This window comes from Sphingomonas sp. 179-A 2A2 NHS, from assembly GCF_045371305.1.
GTDB lineage: Bacteria > Pseudomonadota > Alphaproteobacteria > Sphingomonadales > Sphingomonadaceae > Sphingomonas.
Map to the genome: position 1 here is coordinate 1 of NZ_JBIQDE010000003.1, position 15,350 is coordinate 15,350.

The 15,350-nt window shown below is 63.7% G+C and carries 14 protein-coding genes; 6 read left to right on the plus strand and 8 right to left on the minus strand.

Annotated features, from left to right (window positions below):
- Nucleotides 1-808: 808 nt before the first annotated feature.
- From ACH0AE_RS06360 to ACH0AE_RS06375, 4 genes are all read right to left on the minus strand, one after another.
- The gene (locus ACH0AE_RS06360) at nt 809-1,867 is read right to left on the minus strand and encodes an integrase (protein ID WP_406875551.1); all 1,059 of its coding nucleotides are present in this window, start codon (nt 1,865-1,867) and stop codon (nt 809-811) included.
- 670 nt (nt 1,868-2,537) lie between these two features.
- Nucleotides 2,538-3,329 carry an ImmA/IrrE family metallo-endopeptidase gene (locus tag ACH0AE_RS06365; protein ID WP_406875552.1) on the minus strand — a complete coding sequence of 264 codons (792 nt, stop codon included), beginning with the start codon at nt 3,327-3,329 and terminating at the stop codon, nt 2,538-2,540.
- Nucleotides 3,326-3,715 (minus strand): hypothetical protein, encoded by a 390-nt coding sequence (locus ACH0AE_RS06370; RefSeq protein ID WP_406875553.1) that lies wholly within the window; start codon nt 3,713-3,715, stop codon nt 3,326-3,328. The genes ACH0AE_RS06365 and ACH0AE_RS06370 overlap by 4 nt, the downstream gene beginning before the upstream one ends.
- Nucleotides 3,712-4,299 (minus strand): hypothetical protein, encoded by a 588-nt coding sequence (locus tag ACH0AE_RS06375; RefSeq protein WP_406875554.1) that lies wholly within the window; start codon nt 4,297-4,299, stop codon nt 3,712-3,714. The genes ACH0AE_RS06370 and ACH0AE_RS06375 overlap by 4 nt, the downstream gene beginning before the upstream one ends.
- A gap of 161 nt (nt 4,300-4,460) precedes the next feature.
- On the opposite strand from ACH0AE_RS06375, the gene ACH0AE_RS06380 reads away from it, so the two are divergent.
- The 3 genes from ACH0AE_RS06380 to ACH0AE_RS06390 are packed head-to-tail and all read left to right on the plus strand — an operon-like array spanning nt 4,461 to nt 7,772.
- Nucleotides 4,461-5,993: a transcriptional regulator gene (locus ACH0AE_RS06380; protein ID WP_406875555.1), complete on the plus strand. Its 1,533-nt coding sequence runs from the start codon at nt 4,461-4,463 to the stop codon at nt 5,991-5,993.
- A complete protein-coding gene (locus tag ACH0AE_RS06385) occupies nt 5,990-6,874 on the plus strand; it encodes an E2 domain-containing protein (RefSeq protein WP_406875556.1) in 885 nt (294 codons plus the stop codon). Before ACH0AE_RS06380 ends, ACH0AE_RS06385 begins: the two co-directional genes overlap by 4 nt.
- The gene (locus tag ACH0AE_RS06390; protein ID WP_406875557.1) at nt 6,849-7,772 is read left to right on the plus strand and encodes a TIR domain-containing protein; all 924 of its coding nucleotides are present in this window, start codon (nt 6,849-6,851) and stop codon (nt 7,770-7,772) included. Before ACH0AE_RS06385 ends, ACH0AE_RS06390 begins: the two co-directional genes overlap by 26 nt.
- A gap of 54 nt (nt 7,773-7,826) precedes the next feature.
- Here ACH0AE_RS06390 and ACH0AE_RS06395 read toward each other — a convergent pair whose 3' ends face one another.
- Complete coding sequence (locus ACH0AE_RS06395) at nt 7,827-9,554, minus strand: SIR2 family protein (protein ID WP_406875559.1); 1,728 nt, start codon at nt 9,552-9,554, stop codon at nt 7,827-7,829.
- Nucleotides 9,555-9,955: 401 nt separating this feature from the next.
- Here ACH0AE_RS06395 and ACH0AE_RS06400 point away from each other — a divergent pair, with 401 nt between their 5' ends.
- A complete protein-coding gene (locus ACH0AE_RS06400; protein ID WP_406875560.1) occupies nt 9,956-10,153 on the plus strand; it encodes a DUF4287 domain-containing protein in 198 nt (65 codons plus the stop codon).
- Here the strand turns inward: ACH0AE_RS06400 and ACH0AE_RS06405 are convergent.
- On the minus strand, nt 10,150-10,359 hold the full coding sequence (locus tag ACH0AE_RS06405; RefSeq protein ID WP_406875561.1) for a hypothetical protein: 210 nt from the start codon (nt 10,357-10,359) through the stop codon (nt 10,150-10,152). The genes ACH0AE_RS06400 and ACH0AE_RS06405 overlap by 4 nt on opposite strands.
- A gap of 998 nt (nt 10,360-11,357) precedes the next feature.
- Between ACH0AE_RS06405 and ACH0AE_RS06410 the strand changes: the two genes are divergently transcribed.
- Nucleotides 11,358-12,482, plus strand: coding sequence for an AI-2E family transporter (locus tag ACH0AE_RS06410; protein ID WP_406875562.1), 1,125 nt, complete (start codon nt 11,358-11,360; stop codon nt 12,480-12,482).
- A 51-nt stretch (nt 12,483-12,533) separates the two neighbouring features.
- Here ACH0AE_RS06410 and ACH0AE_RS06415 read toward each other — a convergent pair whose 3' ends face one another.
- Together ACH0AE_RS06415 and ACH0AE_RS06420 are read right to left on the minus strand one after the other, a co-directional pair.
- Entirely contained in the window at nt 12,534-13,454 is a 921-nt protein-coding gene (locus ACH0AE_RS06415) for a transglutaminase N-terminal domain-containing protein (protein WP_406875563.1), read from the minus strand.
- A 119-nt stretch (nt 13,455-13,573) separates the two neighbouring features.
- A complete protein-coding gene (locus ACH0AE_RS06420) occupies nt 13,574-13,729 on the minus strand; it encodes a hypothetical protein (RefSeq protein WP_406875564.1) in 156 nt (51 codons plus the stop codon).
- A gap of 115 nt (nt 13,730-13,844) precedes the next feature.
- Here ACH0AE_RS06420 and ACH0AE_RS06425 point away from each other — a divergent pair.
- Nucleotides 13,845-15,208, plus strand: a protein-coding gene (locus ACH0AE_RS06425; RefSeq protein WP_380942264.1) for an IS3 family transposase whose coding sequence is annotated in 2 segments (ribosomal slippage) — nt 13,845-14,192 and nt 14,195-15,208 — 1,362 coding nt in all. Because the reading frame shifts where the segments join, the coding sequence is not laid out codon by codon here.
- The last annotated feature ends 142 nt before the right edge of the window (nt 15,209-15,350 follow it).

The window sequence follows — 15,350 nt, forward strand, 5'->3', positions numbered from 1 at the left end:
GCCGTGGAACTGGGTGCCCCAGACAGATCAGCCAACAGCCCAAGCCGCATAAACTGCGGTCCTCACGCCACGCTTACCTAGCTGTCGTGTGTGACGTTGCCTATGCGCTTTGTACGAGGCATTCCTATCCGGCTGAGGTTCCGATCGAGGCGTTTCATATTGGTCAAAGGACGGGAGAGCGCTTTCCCCATCTACCCGACTTGGACTACAAGTTGTGCGCGCTTCCGGTCTTCTGGCGAGCACGTGTTATCGGCGCAGTGCTGGCCGTTATCGGCAGCAGCGATGTTTGTGCGGCAATGTCAACTGACTCGCGATCGGCCAAAGAGCCTTCGCTTATGCGCCTCATAGAATGGCGAGGCTCGCTAGAATGGATGATCAACAATGTGTCTGATCGTGATGTCAAGCGATTGACGAACCGGTGCGACCGTTGGCCCGTCGTAGTCGGGGATCGATTGCGTGCAGCTGAGGGGCGTACGATTCGCTGCTGACCAGGGATAAAGAATGAACCGGAAAGTGAATGGATCTCGGGCTGATCGGAAGGTGCTGACGATCAGCGAGTGCACAGGGGAAATTTGGGCAGCCGTTGCCAATGCAGTACCTCCATCTGAGGCACGGATTTTCGATGACGAGATGGTGGAATGGGATCCTGGCGCCAAGCCGCTGATCGGACGTCAGGAATGCTAAGCTCAATACCTGATGGATGTGACTACAGATGTTGCACTATCGGGCGTGCGATAGCGGGACGGCGTTCACACATTATAACTCAGAACCGTGGGTGCCGAGCAATCCAGCTCCTTTTGTTGGAAGATCACAAGAAGCCATCACCGGCGTGGTTCTCGAATGGATCGCTCTCTTCTATATAGGCGGGGAGGGTTCCCATTGATGCGAGCCTGCTCACCTCCAAGGTCTTAAGAAAGGTAGCACCGGGTTGACGCACCGACTCCGTGAGAAAGCCTGACCGTAACGAGTGCCCCCCGAACAGGGCGGGATCCAGTCCGGCCGCTTCTGCCCGAGCTTTGACTATCCTGGCGACGCTGCGATCGCACATCGCAGTCGGCCGAACCCGATCGCCAACGTGGCGCCACGAGGCGCGACCGGTTTCCGCGTTCCATGCTTTCATTCGCGCGGGGGCGAGGCGCCTGAATATCGGGCCGCTAGCGATGCCGCTGACGTGAAGCCACTCGAGCAGCAGCGCCTTGGGGCGGATGCGTTCGCCGTCGAGGACTGAAATCGCCACACGCTCCCTCCGCGATTTACCCGCGGCCGATCCGATGCTGAGTATCAGCCCGTCGGGCACGACCCTGATGTCGTCGAACTGCAGCGCCGCTAATTCAGACCTGCGCAAGGCGGCCGCCACGCCGAGCGACAGCAGCGCGCGATCGCGAACTGATCGGATGTCGTCACCCACAATGGCCGCGAAGATGATGTCCAGTCGCTGAGGACCGATAGCCGTTTTCCGTACCTTTTCGGTGTGGCGGCTTTGCAGGATACGCGTGAGCGCGGCGCCAAACGCAGGGTTGCGATTTAATCGGGCTGGAAGAGGCAAAGAGGCTTCCCGATGATAGTGATTGATCGCGGAGCGAGCGCGGGAGAGTGACGAGGTTGCAAGCGGTCGCCGAGTCCGACCGTCTGGACCCTCTCCCTTCGCCTGGGCGGAGATGAAGCCAATGATAGCTTCCGGCGTAGCCGGAAGCGCCGAAACGCCCTGAGCCTCGCACCAGGCCGTGAACGCAGCCCAATCCGAAGCGTAGGCTCGCAAGGTCAGGGCTGCCAAGCGGGTGGGTGGGAATTTGTTGCCGTGCTCAGTCTCATCTGGACGGACGAAAGAGGGATTCGACCCGCCACTGCTCCTGCCATCCTTGGCCATCAGTGGATTCCTCATAGTCGGAGATCGATGAGACGCCCCATCGCGTTCCCAGCTACAGCTTGCGCCCCTCACGCTGCCATTTACAAGTCATTCAGCCTCGCAGAAACACCGATATTGAGACATTCTATTAAATAGCCAGGCACGCTCGAATGGATGCTCAGTGACTCGGCGATCTATGACGTGCGCCAGCTGTTTGGGCGTTCAGTCAAGTGGTCGGCACAGGTGCGAGAACGGATAAGTGTAGCAGCTATCGAACTTCGCAAAACTGGTCGCTAGCGCGAGCAGGTATCCTGCTTCGCGGATCAACCATAATTTTGTAGTGCAATAGCCAACGCTCGTTCAGCGGAGAGGAGAGGGGCTTGAACGTCTGTACGGGGTGGAGAACGGCCTGTCCGCTTCCAGGCTGCAATCATCGATACCGGACACTCGTTCAGCGAACAGGGTGGTCGCCTTGGCTTTTTGGATTAGGGGAGAGCGAAACGGCATTCCGCCAACGGCGCGGCCAAGCGGACATCGCGCTGACATCGGGTAACACCAGAGCCTGACGACGGCGAAACGACGGTCGCCTCATCGATCGAGCATACCAATTCCATGTCGCCGATCGCGGCAGCCTCAATCCCGAACATCTCCATACATACTGCAAGCTATTTCGGCTTTCCAACTCTGCCGCTCACACCTTCAGCATCTCCGGGCTGCTGAGGTAAACTAACGTGGCGACGTGATCATTCGGCAGGCAGAACGACTGCTCGGTCACGGTGAACCGCTCCGCGAGCTGCGTGTCGAACCAACATGACGCCTTAACTGTGACCGGCTGCTTCGTCTCAGTACCGCCCCGGAACAGTATACGGAACGTCGGGCTCTCCGGCTGCAGGTCCGACCGCGGGAACCATCGCTCCGGCACGATCGGCGGCCGGCGGAACCAGCGCATGCCGGCTTGTCCATGGCAGACCAGCAGGGCGGGGAACCTGTTCGTGCCGAGCGCGCGGATCGCGGTCGCCGTCAGGCTGGTATGGAACATGTCGGCAAGCTCGCGGACCGCCGCCAGCGTCAGCCGTTCGATGTCAGCGGCGAGCGGCCGGAAGATGTAGCCGGGGAGAAGCAGGTCAGACGCGTAGGCGTCTGCCTGCAGCTCGGGATTGCTGCCGACGCGCTCTCGGCGGCCGTCGTTCAGCGGGCGATCGATGTCGCTGCTCCGGCAGGTGAGGCAGATCCCGCGGTGGCGGTGCCAGTGGCCGAGCTCGTGCGCCACCGAGAAGCGGCGGCGCTGGAGGCGCGCTCCTGCGTCGACGGTTATGATCGCCCGGCCGTTCTGACCCACGATCCGCGCCTCACACGACCTGAGCGAGCGGTATTTCACCTTTGCGCCCAGCGAGCGGGCGACCACCTCGACGTCGATCTCCGCCGGCTCGGTGATGCCGAGCGCCTGCAGTGCTGCCTCGGCGGCCGAGGGGCGGGCGATCATTCCTCGGTGTCGTCCCCGGCGTCGCGCTCGAGTTCGGCCAGATCCTCGAGCAGACCCTCCATGTCCTCATCGCCGTCCGAGACGCCGCCCCGCGCCGCCAGCGTCATCTTCACGTCCGGGTCGTTCGCCGCCTCCTTGAGCTTGGCGCGCATCCGATCGGCGTCGAAGGTGACGACGGTCGCTCCCGCCCTCTCCCGATCGATCTGTGCGCGGAGCTCGACCAGCCGTGCTTTGCGCAGCGCGAGTTCCGCTCGTTCGAAGCTGGCGAGGATGCGGTCGCGCGCACCGTCGTCGACCGCAGCGTCGTCCGCGGCCAGTATCTCCTCGATGACGAAGTCGTCCAACCGGGCGAGCCGGTCCGCATCGTCGCCGCTGATGCCGTTCATCGCTCGAGTCCCTTCGGAAAGGCGGACTGTAGTCTACGGCTCAACCGTTTACGAATGGCGGCGAGCCGCTTGGTGTCGACGCCGAGCAGCTCCTCGAGCTCTCTGCCGAGCATCCCGTCGCAGATACCCTCGACGAGCAGCTGCAACTGCTCGTCATCCTCGATCAGGCCGCTTATAGCCGCCAGCACCTCCCCGTCGTCGCGCGCCGAGGCGAGCATCCTTTCAGGCGAGGGAGCCGGATCGGGCAGGTCCCGGCCGCTCGATCCCCCGGGCACGGATCGGACATCGCGGAAGCCGGCGCGGATAGCCTCGACCTCCTGCGAGGCGATGCTCTTTATGACCCCGGCGATGATAGGCAGCACGTCGGCACCCCGCGGCAGCCTGCGCGTGCCTTGCAGCATCCGCTTGAACGCCTCCTGGCTCAGGTCCTCCGGCTGCATGCGGCACCTCGGCGCGAACCACTTGGCGATCCTTTCGATCTTGTCGAAGTCTGCGCGATCGAGGCCGCACATTACGGCGCGAACCTCGTCGACCGTGAGATGGTCGGCTTCGCCCCCGCCTTCGATTTCAGCCGTATCCTGCACGCCGTCCGGTTCCCCCTCCCGATGTATGCGGACGGGCCCGATCCTTCGGACATCGGATGGTCGCGTCCGAATCCGCGTCGGTGTCCGCATGCATTGTTGGAAAGGGATTTCACATCGCGTGCAAGCCCGTGGGGGTGGTCGATCCGAAGTGGAGTGGAATCATGGTGAAGAGCTGGAAGCACGACCGCGCCTCGGATCACATCGAGCGCAAGCTCAAGGATATCGAGAAGGTGACAATCGCCGAATACAGCCGGGACATGTCGCTGGAGAGCATCCCCGCGAACAAGGCTTATCGGGTTGACGGCGTTCACCTCTACGCCGACATCCTGAACCTCGGCGACATGCTGCATGTCACCTCGGACGAGGGCGTGACGTGCCATCGCCGGACCCTTCGCTTCCTGAACCTCCACCAGCGGGCTGTGCACCGGGTTCTTGCCCGTTGCGGAGCGCGCCGGGTCGACTTCCACAACCAGCGGCTGCACGCGGTGGTGACGAAGCCTTACAACAGCGACGCCGACGCCGAGGCGAAGCGCGTCCGCCGCGCGGTGGCCATCGCCCAGTTGATCATCGATGTCCTGGACGAGACGGGCGACGCCGACGAGCAGATCCCGAACGCGAAGGTCCGGGTGGGGATCGACTCCGGCGAGGCGCTGGCCGTGAACAACGGCCGCCGCGGCGGCCGCGAACCGCTCTTCCTCGGCGAGCCCGCCAATCAGGCCGCGAAGATGTCGGGCGGCGGCACCCGTGTGGGTATCTTCCTCACGAACAACGCCCGCGAGGCGATCGGGCTCGGCGCGGTCGACAATCCTGCAGCGACGTCGCTCACCTCTGAGGAGATCGAGGATTGCCGGATCAAGGCGGCCCTCGGCGTGTCCAAGGACGCGATCGTGAAGGAGTGGGAGGAGGATCTCGAGAGGAATCCCATCGGGGCGTTCGGCTTCTCCCGCCACACGCCGCCGCTGCGGACCCTCGACATCACCACGCTCACGCCGGGCAATTCGCGGCGGCAGGAGGCGGCATCCGTCTATGCGGACATCGACGGCTTTACCGCCTACGTTGCGCGTCACATCGCGGACTCCGCTGAGGACGTGGTGCGCGTCTTTCACGTGATCCGCGCCGAGCTCGACCGGGTGCTCACCTGCGACTTCGACGGCCGCCGCATCCGGTTCATCGGCGACTGTCTGCACGGGCTGCTCTGCGAGGGGACCGTCCATACCACCGACGATCTTGAAACCGTCAGCACCGCCACGCTGTGCGCCGGGGCCCTCCGCTCGAGCTTCGAGCTGGCGCTCGAGAAGCTCGGCGACGAGGGCATCGACACCGCCGGTCTCGGCCTCGCGATCGGCTTCGAGTTCGGCCCCATGACCATCACGCGCCTTGGGATGCAGGGCGACCGCGTCCGCTGCTCGGTAAGCCGGGGAGTCCTCGCGTCAGAGGCGGAGCAGGTGCGCTGCGCGGGTGACGAGACCGCGATCGGCAGCTCCGCCTACGATGCGGGGACGCAGGCGGTGCGGGATCTGTTCGGCTCGCGCAGGAAGGTGAAGGGTCTCGACTACAACGAGGCCGTCGAAGCTCTGTCCGAGAAGGCGGACGCGACCGCCTCTGCCGCGAAGCGCGCGGCGTTCGCCCTGGCGGCGCCCGCCATAGTCGCGGCCTCCGAGCGCACGGTCCGGCCGTACGCGGAGGGCGAGTGACCGCGACGACGACCCCGGAGACTATCGCGCTAATCGCGGACAGCATGTCCGACTTCGGCGCGTCCGAGATCCGGCGCTCCCCCGGTGAGCTTCTGGTGTCGCTGCCGGTTCCGCTCGCCGATGGTCGGGTGCCGGTATACGGACTGAGCATCACGGTGGAGGGCGCCTCGGCCGTGGCGCGGGAGATCACGCCCTCGCTGCTTCCGGCCTTCTGCCCCGAGCGCCACATCAACCGCAACGGCAGCTTCTGCCTGTATTGGCGTGCCGTCGACGACATCGTGATCGACCGCGCGGATGCCGCCCGGGCATGGTGGGAGACGCTGGTCCGCTTCCTGCAGCTGCAGTCGCGGGCCGCGCGTCTGCGTCGCTGGCCGGACGGCCGCGGCCGCGCCCACGGCGCACCGGCGGCGCTTCATCAGCTGCGGGCGGAACTGGCGGCGGGGCGGCTCGGGGATCCGTTCCCCTCGGACTTGGCCGATCGTCGCCTGACGCTGGTCGTTAGCGGCGGGGGTGCGAACGGACCGGCGGTCCGGGTTATGCGCGATGGGCGCCGGCTTTACTCGGTCTGGATCGGCAGCGGCCGTGTCGTGAACCTGAGGGATCCGTGCGTCTGCTCCGCCGGTGCGCATCGCCGGCCGGCCGTGCTGCGGTCGTGCGGCGATCATGCCAACGCGGCGGCCGTGCTCGCGCTCGAGCTGCACCGCATGGGCGAGCAGGAGAGCCTCTTCTGGAAAGGGTTCGCCGGCTCGCCGTGTTGCGGCTCGGTGGATGGGTGTCCGCTGGCGAACGCCGGGGCCGTGCCGGCGGCGGGTGCGTCGCCCGCTGGTCCCCGGGAAATTGTGGAGGTGAACGACAATGACGGCTCTGAGCGACAGGTTTGACCGGAATGGCATCGTCGAGGCGCTGCTCCGGCAGCGGCTCGTGCGCAGCGATCGGGAACTCGCGGGCAGGTTCGCGGACGTCGGTAAGACCGCTGAGCTGGCGCCGGGCGACCTTCTCGTAGAGGAGAGCGCGTGGGACAACGACCTCCACTTCATTCTCGCGGGCGAGTTCGATGTCCTGATCCGTGGGCAGCACAAGCAGACGAGGGTCGCCGGGGAGTCGGTCGGCGAGCTGGCCGGCCTCAATCGGGCGCGCGCCCGTACCGCGACTCTGAGGGCCGTCTCGCCGAGCTACGTGCTGACGGTCGCACTTGCGGACGTCGAGAGCATCGTGGGAGCCGACGTCGAGTTCTGGAGGGCGACCGCCGACGCGGTTGCGGACCAGCTCGATCATCGCAACCAGGAGATTGCTGCCGCCAACGAGCACCCTCGGATCTTCGTCATTTCGTCCAGCGAAGGGCTGAAGGTCGCGCGCCTGGTCCGGCAGAACCTCGATTCCGACGACATGCCCGTCTACCTGTGGGATCAGGGCACCTTCGGTGTGTCCGAGTATCCGATCAGCTCGTTGGAGGATGCGATCGAACGAGCCGACTTCACCATCGCCGTGGCACGCGCCGACGATCTGCTCGTGTCGCGTGGGACGGAGCACAAGGTGCCGCGTGACAACGTGCACTTCGAGTACGGCATTTCCGTCGGCCGGTTGGGGCGGGAGCGTTCCTTTCTGCTGGTCGAGGCGGACACGGGCGTCAGGCTGGGGTCCGATCTCGCCGGGCTCACGACCCTTCGCTACAAGGGTGCGAGCGCGGACCAGATGGAGCGATCCGTCGCCAAGGCGTGCGATCAGGCGCGAGAGCGTATCGAATTCATCGGCGTGCGGCGCGATCGTCGTGCGTGCTGAGATGAGGTCCAATCGGAGCAGGCTCAGCCGGGCTTCAGGTCGGTAGCTAGGTCTCTACCAGCCGACACGGCGCGCGAGATGGTCGATGTTGTTCAGGACGCCGGCCCAATGGTTCGTCGAACCCTTGCAGAAGCCCGCCGCCAGCAGTTTCGGCTGCAGCTCGGGCGATTGCAGACGCGACAGGATCTGCTTCCTGGCATGACCGTCCCACATCGTTTGTCCGTGCGGCATCCACGTGAACTGCTGGAGCTGCAGCAGGAAGTTCTCGTCCTGGGGCGTGAGTGCCGCGAACCCGCCGAGGAGTTCCGTGGTGAGATAGTTGTCTAGAGCGGCTCCGCCGATGAGGCCGTAGTCGCGGGACCATGGAACGATATTCGCGATCAGGTGCGCCGCCCAGGGTGTTCTATGGCGCTCGAGACCAGGCCACATCTTCCACCAATCCGGTTCGAAGTCGTCCCAGAACGACATGAACAGGCTGTTCACCGCGGAGGTGGGCTCACGATATTGTCGCGAGATCTGCAGCGAGAGCCAACGGAACAGCTCCTGCCATCGCTCAGCCTTCGTCAGCCCCAACGCGTAGGTCAGGTAGAAGAGGTAGGCCGGGTATGTCGTCAGTCCGAGCAGGGCCACGTTCCCGTTGCCGCCCTTCGCGGCGACGAGACCTTTGAGCGCGTCCTCCATCTGGCCGAATTCGCTTCCGTCTCCCCAGCGGCCGATGATGCCGGCCATGCGTGCGAGCGGCTCGGAGATGCCTTCGACGGCTCTCCACCGATCGAGCACGATCTCGTTTGTGACGCCTGGAACCGATACCGGCAAATCGGGCCCGCTGATCCGCTCGACGACGCGTTCCACTTGATCTGCGAGCGCGTCGGCCAGATTTATGCGGCGGTCCGGACTCGCGAGGTTCCGCTTGGTCGTGGCGAGCAGGATCTCGATCGTGTCGGGTGACGGCCTGCGCGACTTCGCCAGCACATCGACCGCGTCTCCCAGCTGGGTGAAGAAGGTATCGGCGTCGTCGATGTGGACTACGGTCGCGGCGCGCGCGGCGATGAGATCCTGAGCGGCGGGGGCTGGTCCGCCTCGGGCCGCCCACCAGGTGGGAAAGCGCCTGTTCGGCGCGCGGACGATCGCCGCGCGCAGTGCCGGGTCCCATTCGCCCGACCAGCCGGAAACGATCAGGCCGTATTCGTCGAGGATGCGGTCCAGAAGCCGGTCATATTCGATGGGATACGATGCGAGTTCGTCCTCGGTGTTGAGGATGCGATTGTCCAGGTAGTCGCCGTGCACCTTCAGCAGGAAGCATCGGCTGTGCGGCAGCGGGCTGGATCCGGCGAGGTCGTCCACCGACTTGATCACGACCGGTTCGACCCCGACGGCGCTGAGCGCGGTCTCCAGCAGGCGGTCGAAGTTCGTCGTGATCACCACCCGGACGAAGCCGTCGCGGACCAGCCGGGCGATCGAATGATGGGCTCGCGTCGGGACGCGCCGCCGGGCCTCGAGATCGTCCGCGCTGGGCTCGATGTAGCGATGGAGGATAGATCGGCGCTCGGCGGGGGTGATGGAGAGCGCGTCCAGGAGCGAGGAGTAGCCCGGATCCGTTCCGAACCGCGCCCGGTGCCAGGCGGCCCAGTCGGTCTCTCCGGTCGCGCCTTCCGCCGTCGCGACTCTCCGGACGAGATCGAGGGTGATGTCCCAGCCGGTGGGGATCTCGGCGGATCGCGAGATTCCCGAGCCGAGCAGCAGCGCATAGACGCCGGGGTTCTCGACGATCGAGAACGCCATGCGGGTGTTCACATCAATCATCGCTTCGGTCCCGGGACTAATGCGAAATCATGGTCCGACTTCCGCATTGCGTCCATGCCTGCTGCACGGCGCCGCGGCCTGAACCCGCATCTCGTTAGCTACACACGGCTGGCTTAGTGCGCAGATTTCGTCGAGCGATCCCTCGAGCCAGTGCGCAGAGTTGCCGCGGCCGAGGGTCAGCGGCATCGCGTCAGGTTACCGATTGGCAAATTTCGGGTCCTTGACTGAGTAGCGCCGAATGGCAGGAGATGGGTCTTTGTGGGCGGTAGCCATGTCGCCGCCTATGCTCACAGCGATTATACAACTCGATCTGCGGGCTAAATGGATCGATCAGACATCTGGTTCAACGAGGAAAGGAATCGATCGGGGCTGGCAAACCCGTGATTGGACATGCGTCCTACTTCCCGTCGATCGAGAAGAAGCACGGTAAGTCGATCGCGGAATGGAAGATGCTGATCCTTCGGCACCTTCCAGCAAAGTATATTGAACTCGTCTCCATGTTGAAGAGCGAGCACGGGATGGGCCATAGTCACGCGAACGCGCTAGTAGCGCACACGTTAGCTGAGAACAGAGGCTAGCCTCGCCAGCCGAAACTTGCGGCGACATCCTTTGGTTGATCGGTCGGCACGGCGGGAACGTCGGCAGGTCGCGCTTCATGGCTGCGAACGGCACCGTCGGCCTGCTGAAGGTTGCCCAGTTCGATCCTTATTCGAGCTTCAGCCAACTGCGCGTTTGCCACCGGGTGCTCGGACAGCACCTCGTCACCTCGCTTGATCGTTACCATCAACGGCATCGCCTTGTCGCGCGTGCACTGGATGCTGGCGGTGGGTGTTATCATTGCAAGTCCTTTGTCGCCCCGCCGCTATACAGGGACGCAGTTTGGTCTATGCGGGCCATTGTGACAGTCGTCAGCTAGATACGTCCTTCTCAGCCATTCGCTTCTTGTAAGCGATGCCCTCACGACGCCGCCTTCGGTCGTAAACCCGCTGGTGCGAGTAATGCCGAGCGCGTGCAATCAGTGCCGCCCCACCGAACAATATCATCCCGATCAATATGTAGGCGACGAGAGTACGGCCCATGCTTCAGCTCCCTTGCACCTGGGAGCTGCTTCACTCTCGGCGGAGCCGTAGCGAAGAGCGGCTCGGTTGGTTCCGATCGCCTCATTGGCGAGAGATTTGTAAAATACCTAATCGACGCGATCGACGGTTCAGCTGCCCAGGAGGTGCTTTCTCGGAACGATAGCCAAAGCGCCGCCCGAGCACGCGCAGCCGCGATCTGAACAGGAAGCCGGGGGCTGCGGCTAGCGGCACTTTCAGCTTCCGCGCGCCTTGAGCTCAAGCGCGAGGAGGTGCGCGAGATCGGTTAGCTGGACTCGATCTTCGTCTCGGTGGACGCCGCTTGCACGTCGGCCCTGCTCCACCAACTCACGCCAGAAATCGATCGTATCGCTGTGAACCGGCCGTCCGCTGAAGCGGCGAATACTGGCAACGGTGTTCTCAAGATTCTTCGAAAGCGGTCCATGCAACTTCATCCTGCATATATAGGATCCGCTACCATTTACGCACCCCTGATGGCGATTGTTTTGACGGATATGCTCGGGCAGGAGCATGACTAATCACCAAGCCAAGCCCACCTATTCCACTACGCGGTGCCGAGCAGGTGGTGACGGCCATCGATGCGGTGATCGAACGGATTAGCTAGCGCCGCACGCTGCACGTCAAATCGGCTGACGCAGCGGCTGATCAGGCGGAACTTGCCTTTCACGCCATGCGTCGGAGCCTGATGCCGAATTTCACTGAACAGTCAGAGATACTCAAGCAGTCGGGCGCTTCGGCACCAAGCCCGCGCGACTCGTTCGAGCGGCGCGTGTTCCGCGCAACCGCGGTCGTGCTGGGAACCGTGGCCGGGGCCTACGTTCTATGGCTGCTCGTCGATCTGCTGCTGCTGCTATTCGCGTGTGCACTCGTCTCCTTGATCCTCCTCACTCTCACGAACTCGATCCGACGGCGAACCCGGCTGCCGTTCGGGGCCTGCCTCGCAGCGACGGTGCTCGGTCTGCTTGCCCTGATCGGCGGCTCGGTCTGGTTCTTCGGCGCGACGATGCAGGGCGAGTTCGCAGAACTCGCCGCCCGCTTGCCCGCCGCCTGGGCGAGCGTGCAGGCTCGGATGATGGGGTCGCCGTTGGGCGCGTCGCTTCTCGAGAGGGCGCAGAGCTTCGCACCGACCGGTCAAAGCGTGGTCAACGCCGCCACGGCGACCCTTGCGGCGGTGGGCGGTGCGCTGTCCGGAGTGGCCATCGTGCTCGTCGGTGGGCTCTACCTTGCCGCACAGCCGACGTTGTACACGGTCGGCTTGCTGCGCCTGTTTCCGCGGCATGCGCAGGAACCGGCCGCGGAGACGTTGGACGCCATCGCGGTGTCGTTGCGCAACTGGCTCAAGGGCCAGACACTCGGGATGCTCTTCGTCGGCATCGCCACCGGGCTCGGACTGTGGCTGGTGGGTGTGCCGGCCGCCTGGGCCATCGGGCTTGTCGCGGGTCTTGCGGAGTTCGTCCCTTATGCGGGCATCATCTTCGCAGGCATTCCGGCGCTCGTGCTCGGCTTCGGCCAAGGCACGGATGTCGGTCTCTGGACACTTGGAGTGCTGATCGCGGTGCAGCAGCTTCAAGGCAACGTCGTCATGCCGCTGCTCCAGAACAAGATGGTGGACCTGCCGCCTGCGATCACGATCTTTGGCATCATCGCCGCAGGTATCTTGTTCGGCGTGGCAGGCGTGCTGCTGGCAACGCCGCTGACGATCGTCGTGCTCGTGCTGGTCCGCCGGCTCTATCTTCGCGAGGAAGCGGAAGAGGTTCTTGAGAGTGGAAGCGAGCCCGCAGTTCCGCCGCCGCTCACTCCGAAAGGATGATCCGGTCCCGACGGTCTCAATTGCATGCTGAACGCAAACGGCCGGAGACACTCAGCTCGCGCAGAGAGATACGGACACTTCGAGAAAGGCGGGGCCCCGCCCGGTGAAGCTTCCCGCCACCGGCACTACTTGCCGAATATCGCGCGCCACAGCGACCGGGATCAAGTTGAAGCCTCCGACGCTGCGATTGGTCGGGTCGAACGTGATCCAGCCCGCCCCGGGCAGGAAGATCTCGGCCCAGGCGTGGGTCGATCCCGCCCCCGCGGATCCTACCTGCTGACCATCTGCATCATGAAGATAGCCGGAAACGATCCGCGCTCCGATGCCGAGCGTTCGCACCGCCTCCACGAACAGGAGCGCGAGGTCGCGGCATGATCCCCATCCGCGATCGAGCGTCTCCAGCGGCCCCTGGGTGCCTTCATCCTCGCGGCTCTGATAGAAGATCGAGGACGCGATGCCGTTGCTGATATCCTTGAGCAGCGACAGGGTGTCGGTCGAGTTGCCGAGAATAAAGGCTCTCGTCCAGGCTGCAAGTCGACCAGCGTCATCCACATAGCCCGGTATCGCAAGCGCGCCGAGGTCAGCCCGCTCGTCGGGCGCATAGGCGAACGGGTAGGAGATCGCAGACGCTGCGATGTCGAACACCGGCCACTGGTCTGCGTAAAGCCGCACGGTCGAGATGCTGTCGATTGTGAGCGTGTCCGTAGCGTTGCTGAAGGTCGCCGTTGCGATGGCATTGCCCGCCACATCCGAGGTCCAGGAGATGTCTGCAGCTGGTTCGATCACAAGGTCGTGCGAAAGAAGATGCACGTCCCGGCTTTCGCGCGGGCGCAGCATCATGCGGTGCGGGCCGAGCGTGACTGGCTCCGCATAGTGATAGGTCGTTCGGTGGCCGATGGTGATCAGAGTCATGGGACAAAGTGCCACAACCTGATCGACTGCCAAATCAGTAAATGTTTCGCCGTCGAGCATCAGTTCGCAGGGGCGGCTTGGGGGCGAGCGAGCGAATGATCCCTCGTTCACGGGGCCCTGCACGGCAGCTCCTGGTGTCATTCGCGACCGCGCCTTCTATCTGATCGGCCTGCGGCTGATCAGGGACTGAAGACCAGCACCAGGAAGACGAAGAATAGCGACAGGTGAACCGCTCCCTCGAGCATCGTCGTGCGCGTGCCCGAGAAGGTGAGGATGTTCAGCACCAGCGTCATGCTGAGCAGGATCATGTTGGCGGCGGAGAGCCCCAGGATCACCGGCTCGCCGGTGATTAGCCCGATGATGAGTGTCCGCCGTCAGCACCAATGGCACAGATTTGAGGTTGTGATTTAAGGAGGATCTGGGCTTCGTCGTAGTGACGAAGGAACGAAGATGAAGCCCAGATCCTCCAATGTAAAATCGCCCGCCAAGGCCCCAGCAGAGCGGGTAGTGAAGGACATCCGCCGACAGACCCGGCGCCACTTTTCGGCCGAGGACAAGATCCGCGTCGTGCTGGATGGCCTGCGCGGGGAAGACAGCATCGCCGAGCTATGCCGCAAGGAAGGCATTGCCCAGAGCCTGTATTACACCTGGTCGAAGGAGTTCATGGAAGCTGGCAAGCGCCGCCTGGCCGGCGACACCGCCCGTGCCGCGACCACCGGAGAGGTCCAGGACCTGCGCCGCGAAGCCCGGGCCCTGAAGGAATGCGTGGCCGATCTGACACTGGAAAACCGTCTGCTCAAAAAAAGCATGGTCGCGGATGGGGGCAACGACGAATGAGGTATCCCGCATCCGAGAAGCTCGAGATCATCAGAACCGTCGAGCAGTCGCACCTGTCGGCCAAGCGCACGCTGGACCAACTCGGCATCCCTCGTCGGACATTCTACCGCTGGTATGATCGCTACCTCGAAGGCGGGCCGGAGGCGTTGGAAGATCGGCCATCGGCGCCGAGCCGGGTGTGGAACCGCATCCCGGCGGGCATCCACGACCAGATCATCGAGCTGGCGCTGGAACAGTCTGAGCTGAGCCCCCGGGAACTGGCCGTGCGCTTCACCGATGGGCAGCGCTACTTCGTGTCGGAATCCACGGTTTACCGCCTGTTGAAGGCCCACGACCTGATCACCAGCCCGGCCTATGTCGTGATCAAGGCTGCCGATCAGTTCCACACGAAAACCACGCGGCCGAACGAGATGTGGCAGACCGACTTCACCTACTTCAAGATCATCGGGTGGGGCTGGATGTATCTGTCGACCGTGCTCGACGACTTCTCGCGCTACATCATCGCCTGGAAGCTGTGCACCAACATGCGAGCCGAGGACGTCACCGACACGCTGGACCTCGCCCTGGCGGCTTCTGGTTGCGACAGCGCCACGGTGCTGCACAAACCCCGGCTACTCAGCGATAATGGCCCCAGCTACATCGCGGGTGAGCTGGCGGAATACATCGAGGCCCGGAAGATGAGCCATGTCCGCGGCGCCCCGTGTCATCCCCAAACCCAGGGCAAGATCGAGCGCTGGCACCAGACCCTGAAAAACCGCATCTTGCTGGAAAACTACTTCCTGCCCGGCGACCTCGAAGCCCACATCGAGGCCTTCGTCGAGCACTACAATCACCAGCGATACCACGAGAGCCTGGCCAACGTGACGCCTGCCGACGCCTACTTCGGCAGGGCTCCGGCAATCATCAAACTGCGCGAAAGGATCAAGCGACAGACCATCGAACATCGGCGCTTGCAGCACCGCAAGTTCGCCGCCTAACATCAACCCCCTGACGAGGTCCGCACTCCGCTAATCTACGCCGCGAGTTGTGCCGAATGTTCTGACGACGGACAAAATCAGCCAGTTCGATAATATATCTTATGTTAATAGCGATACCGCAACTGTCCATGTAAACTGTGTC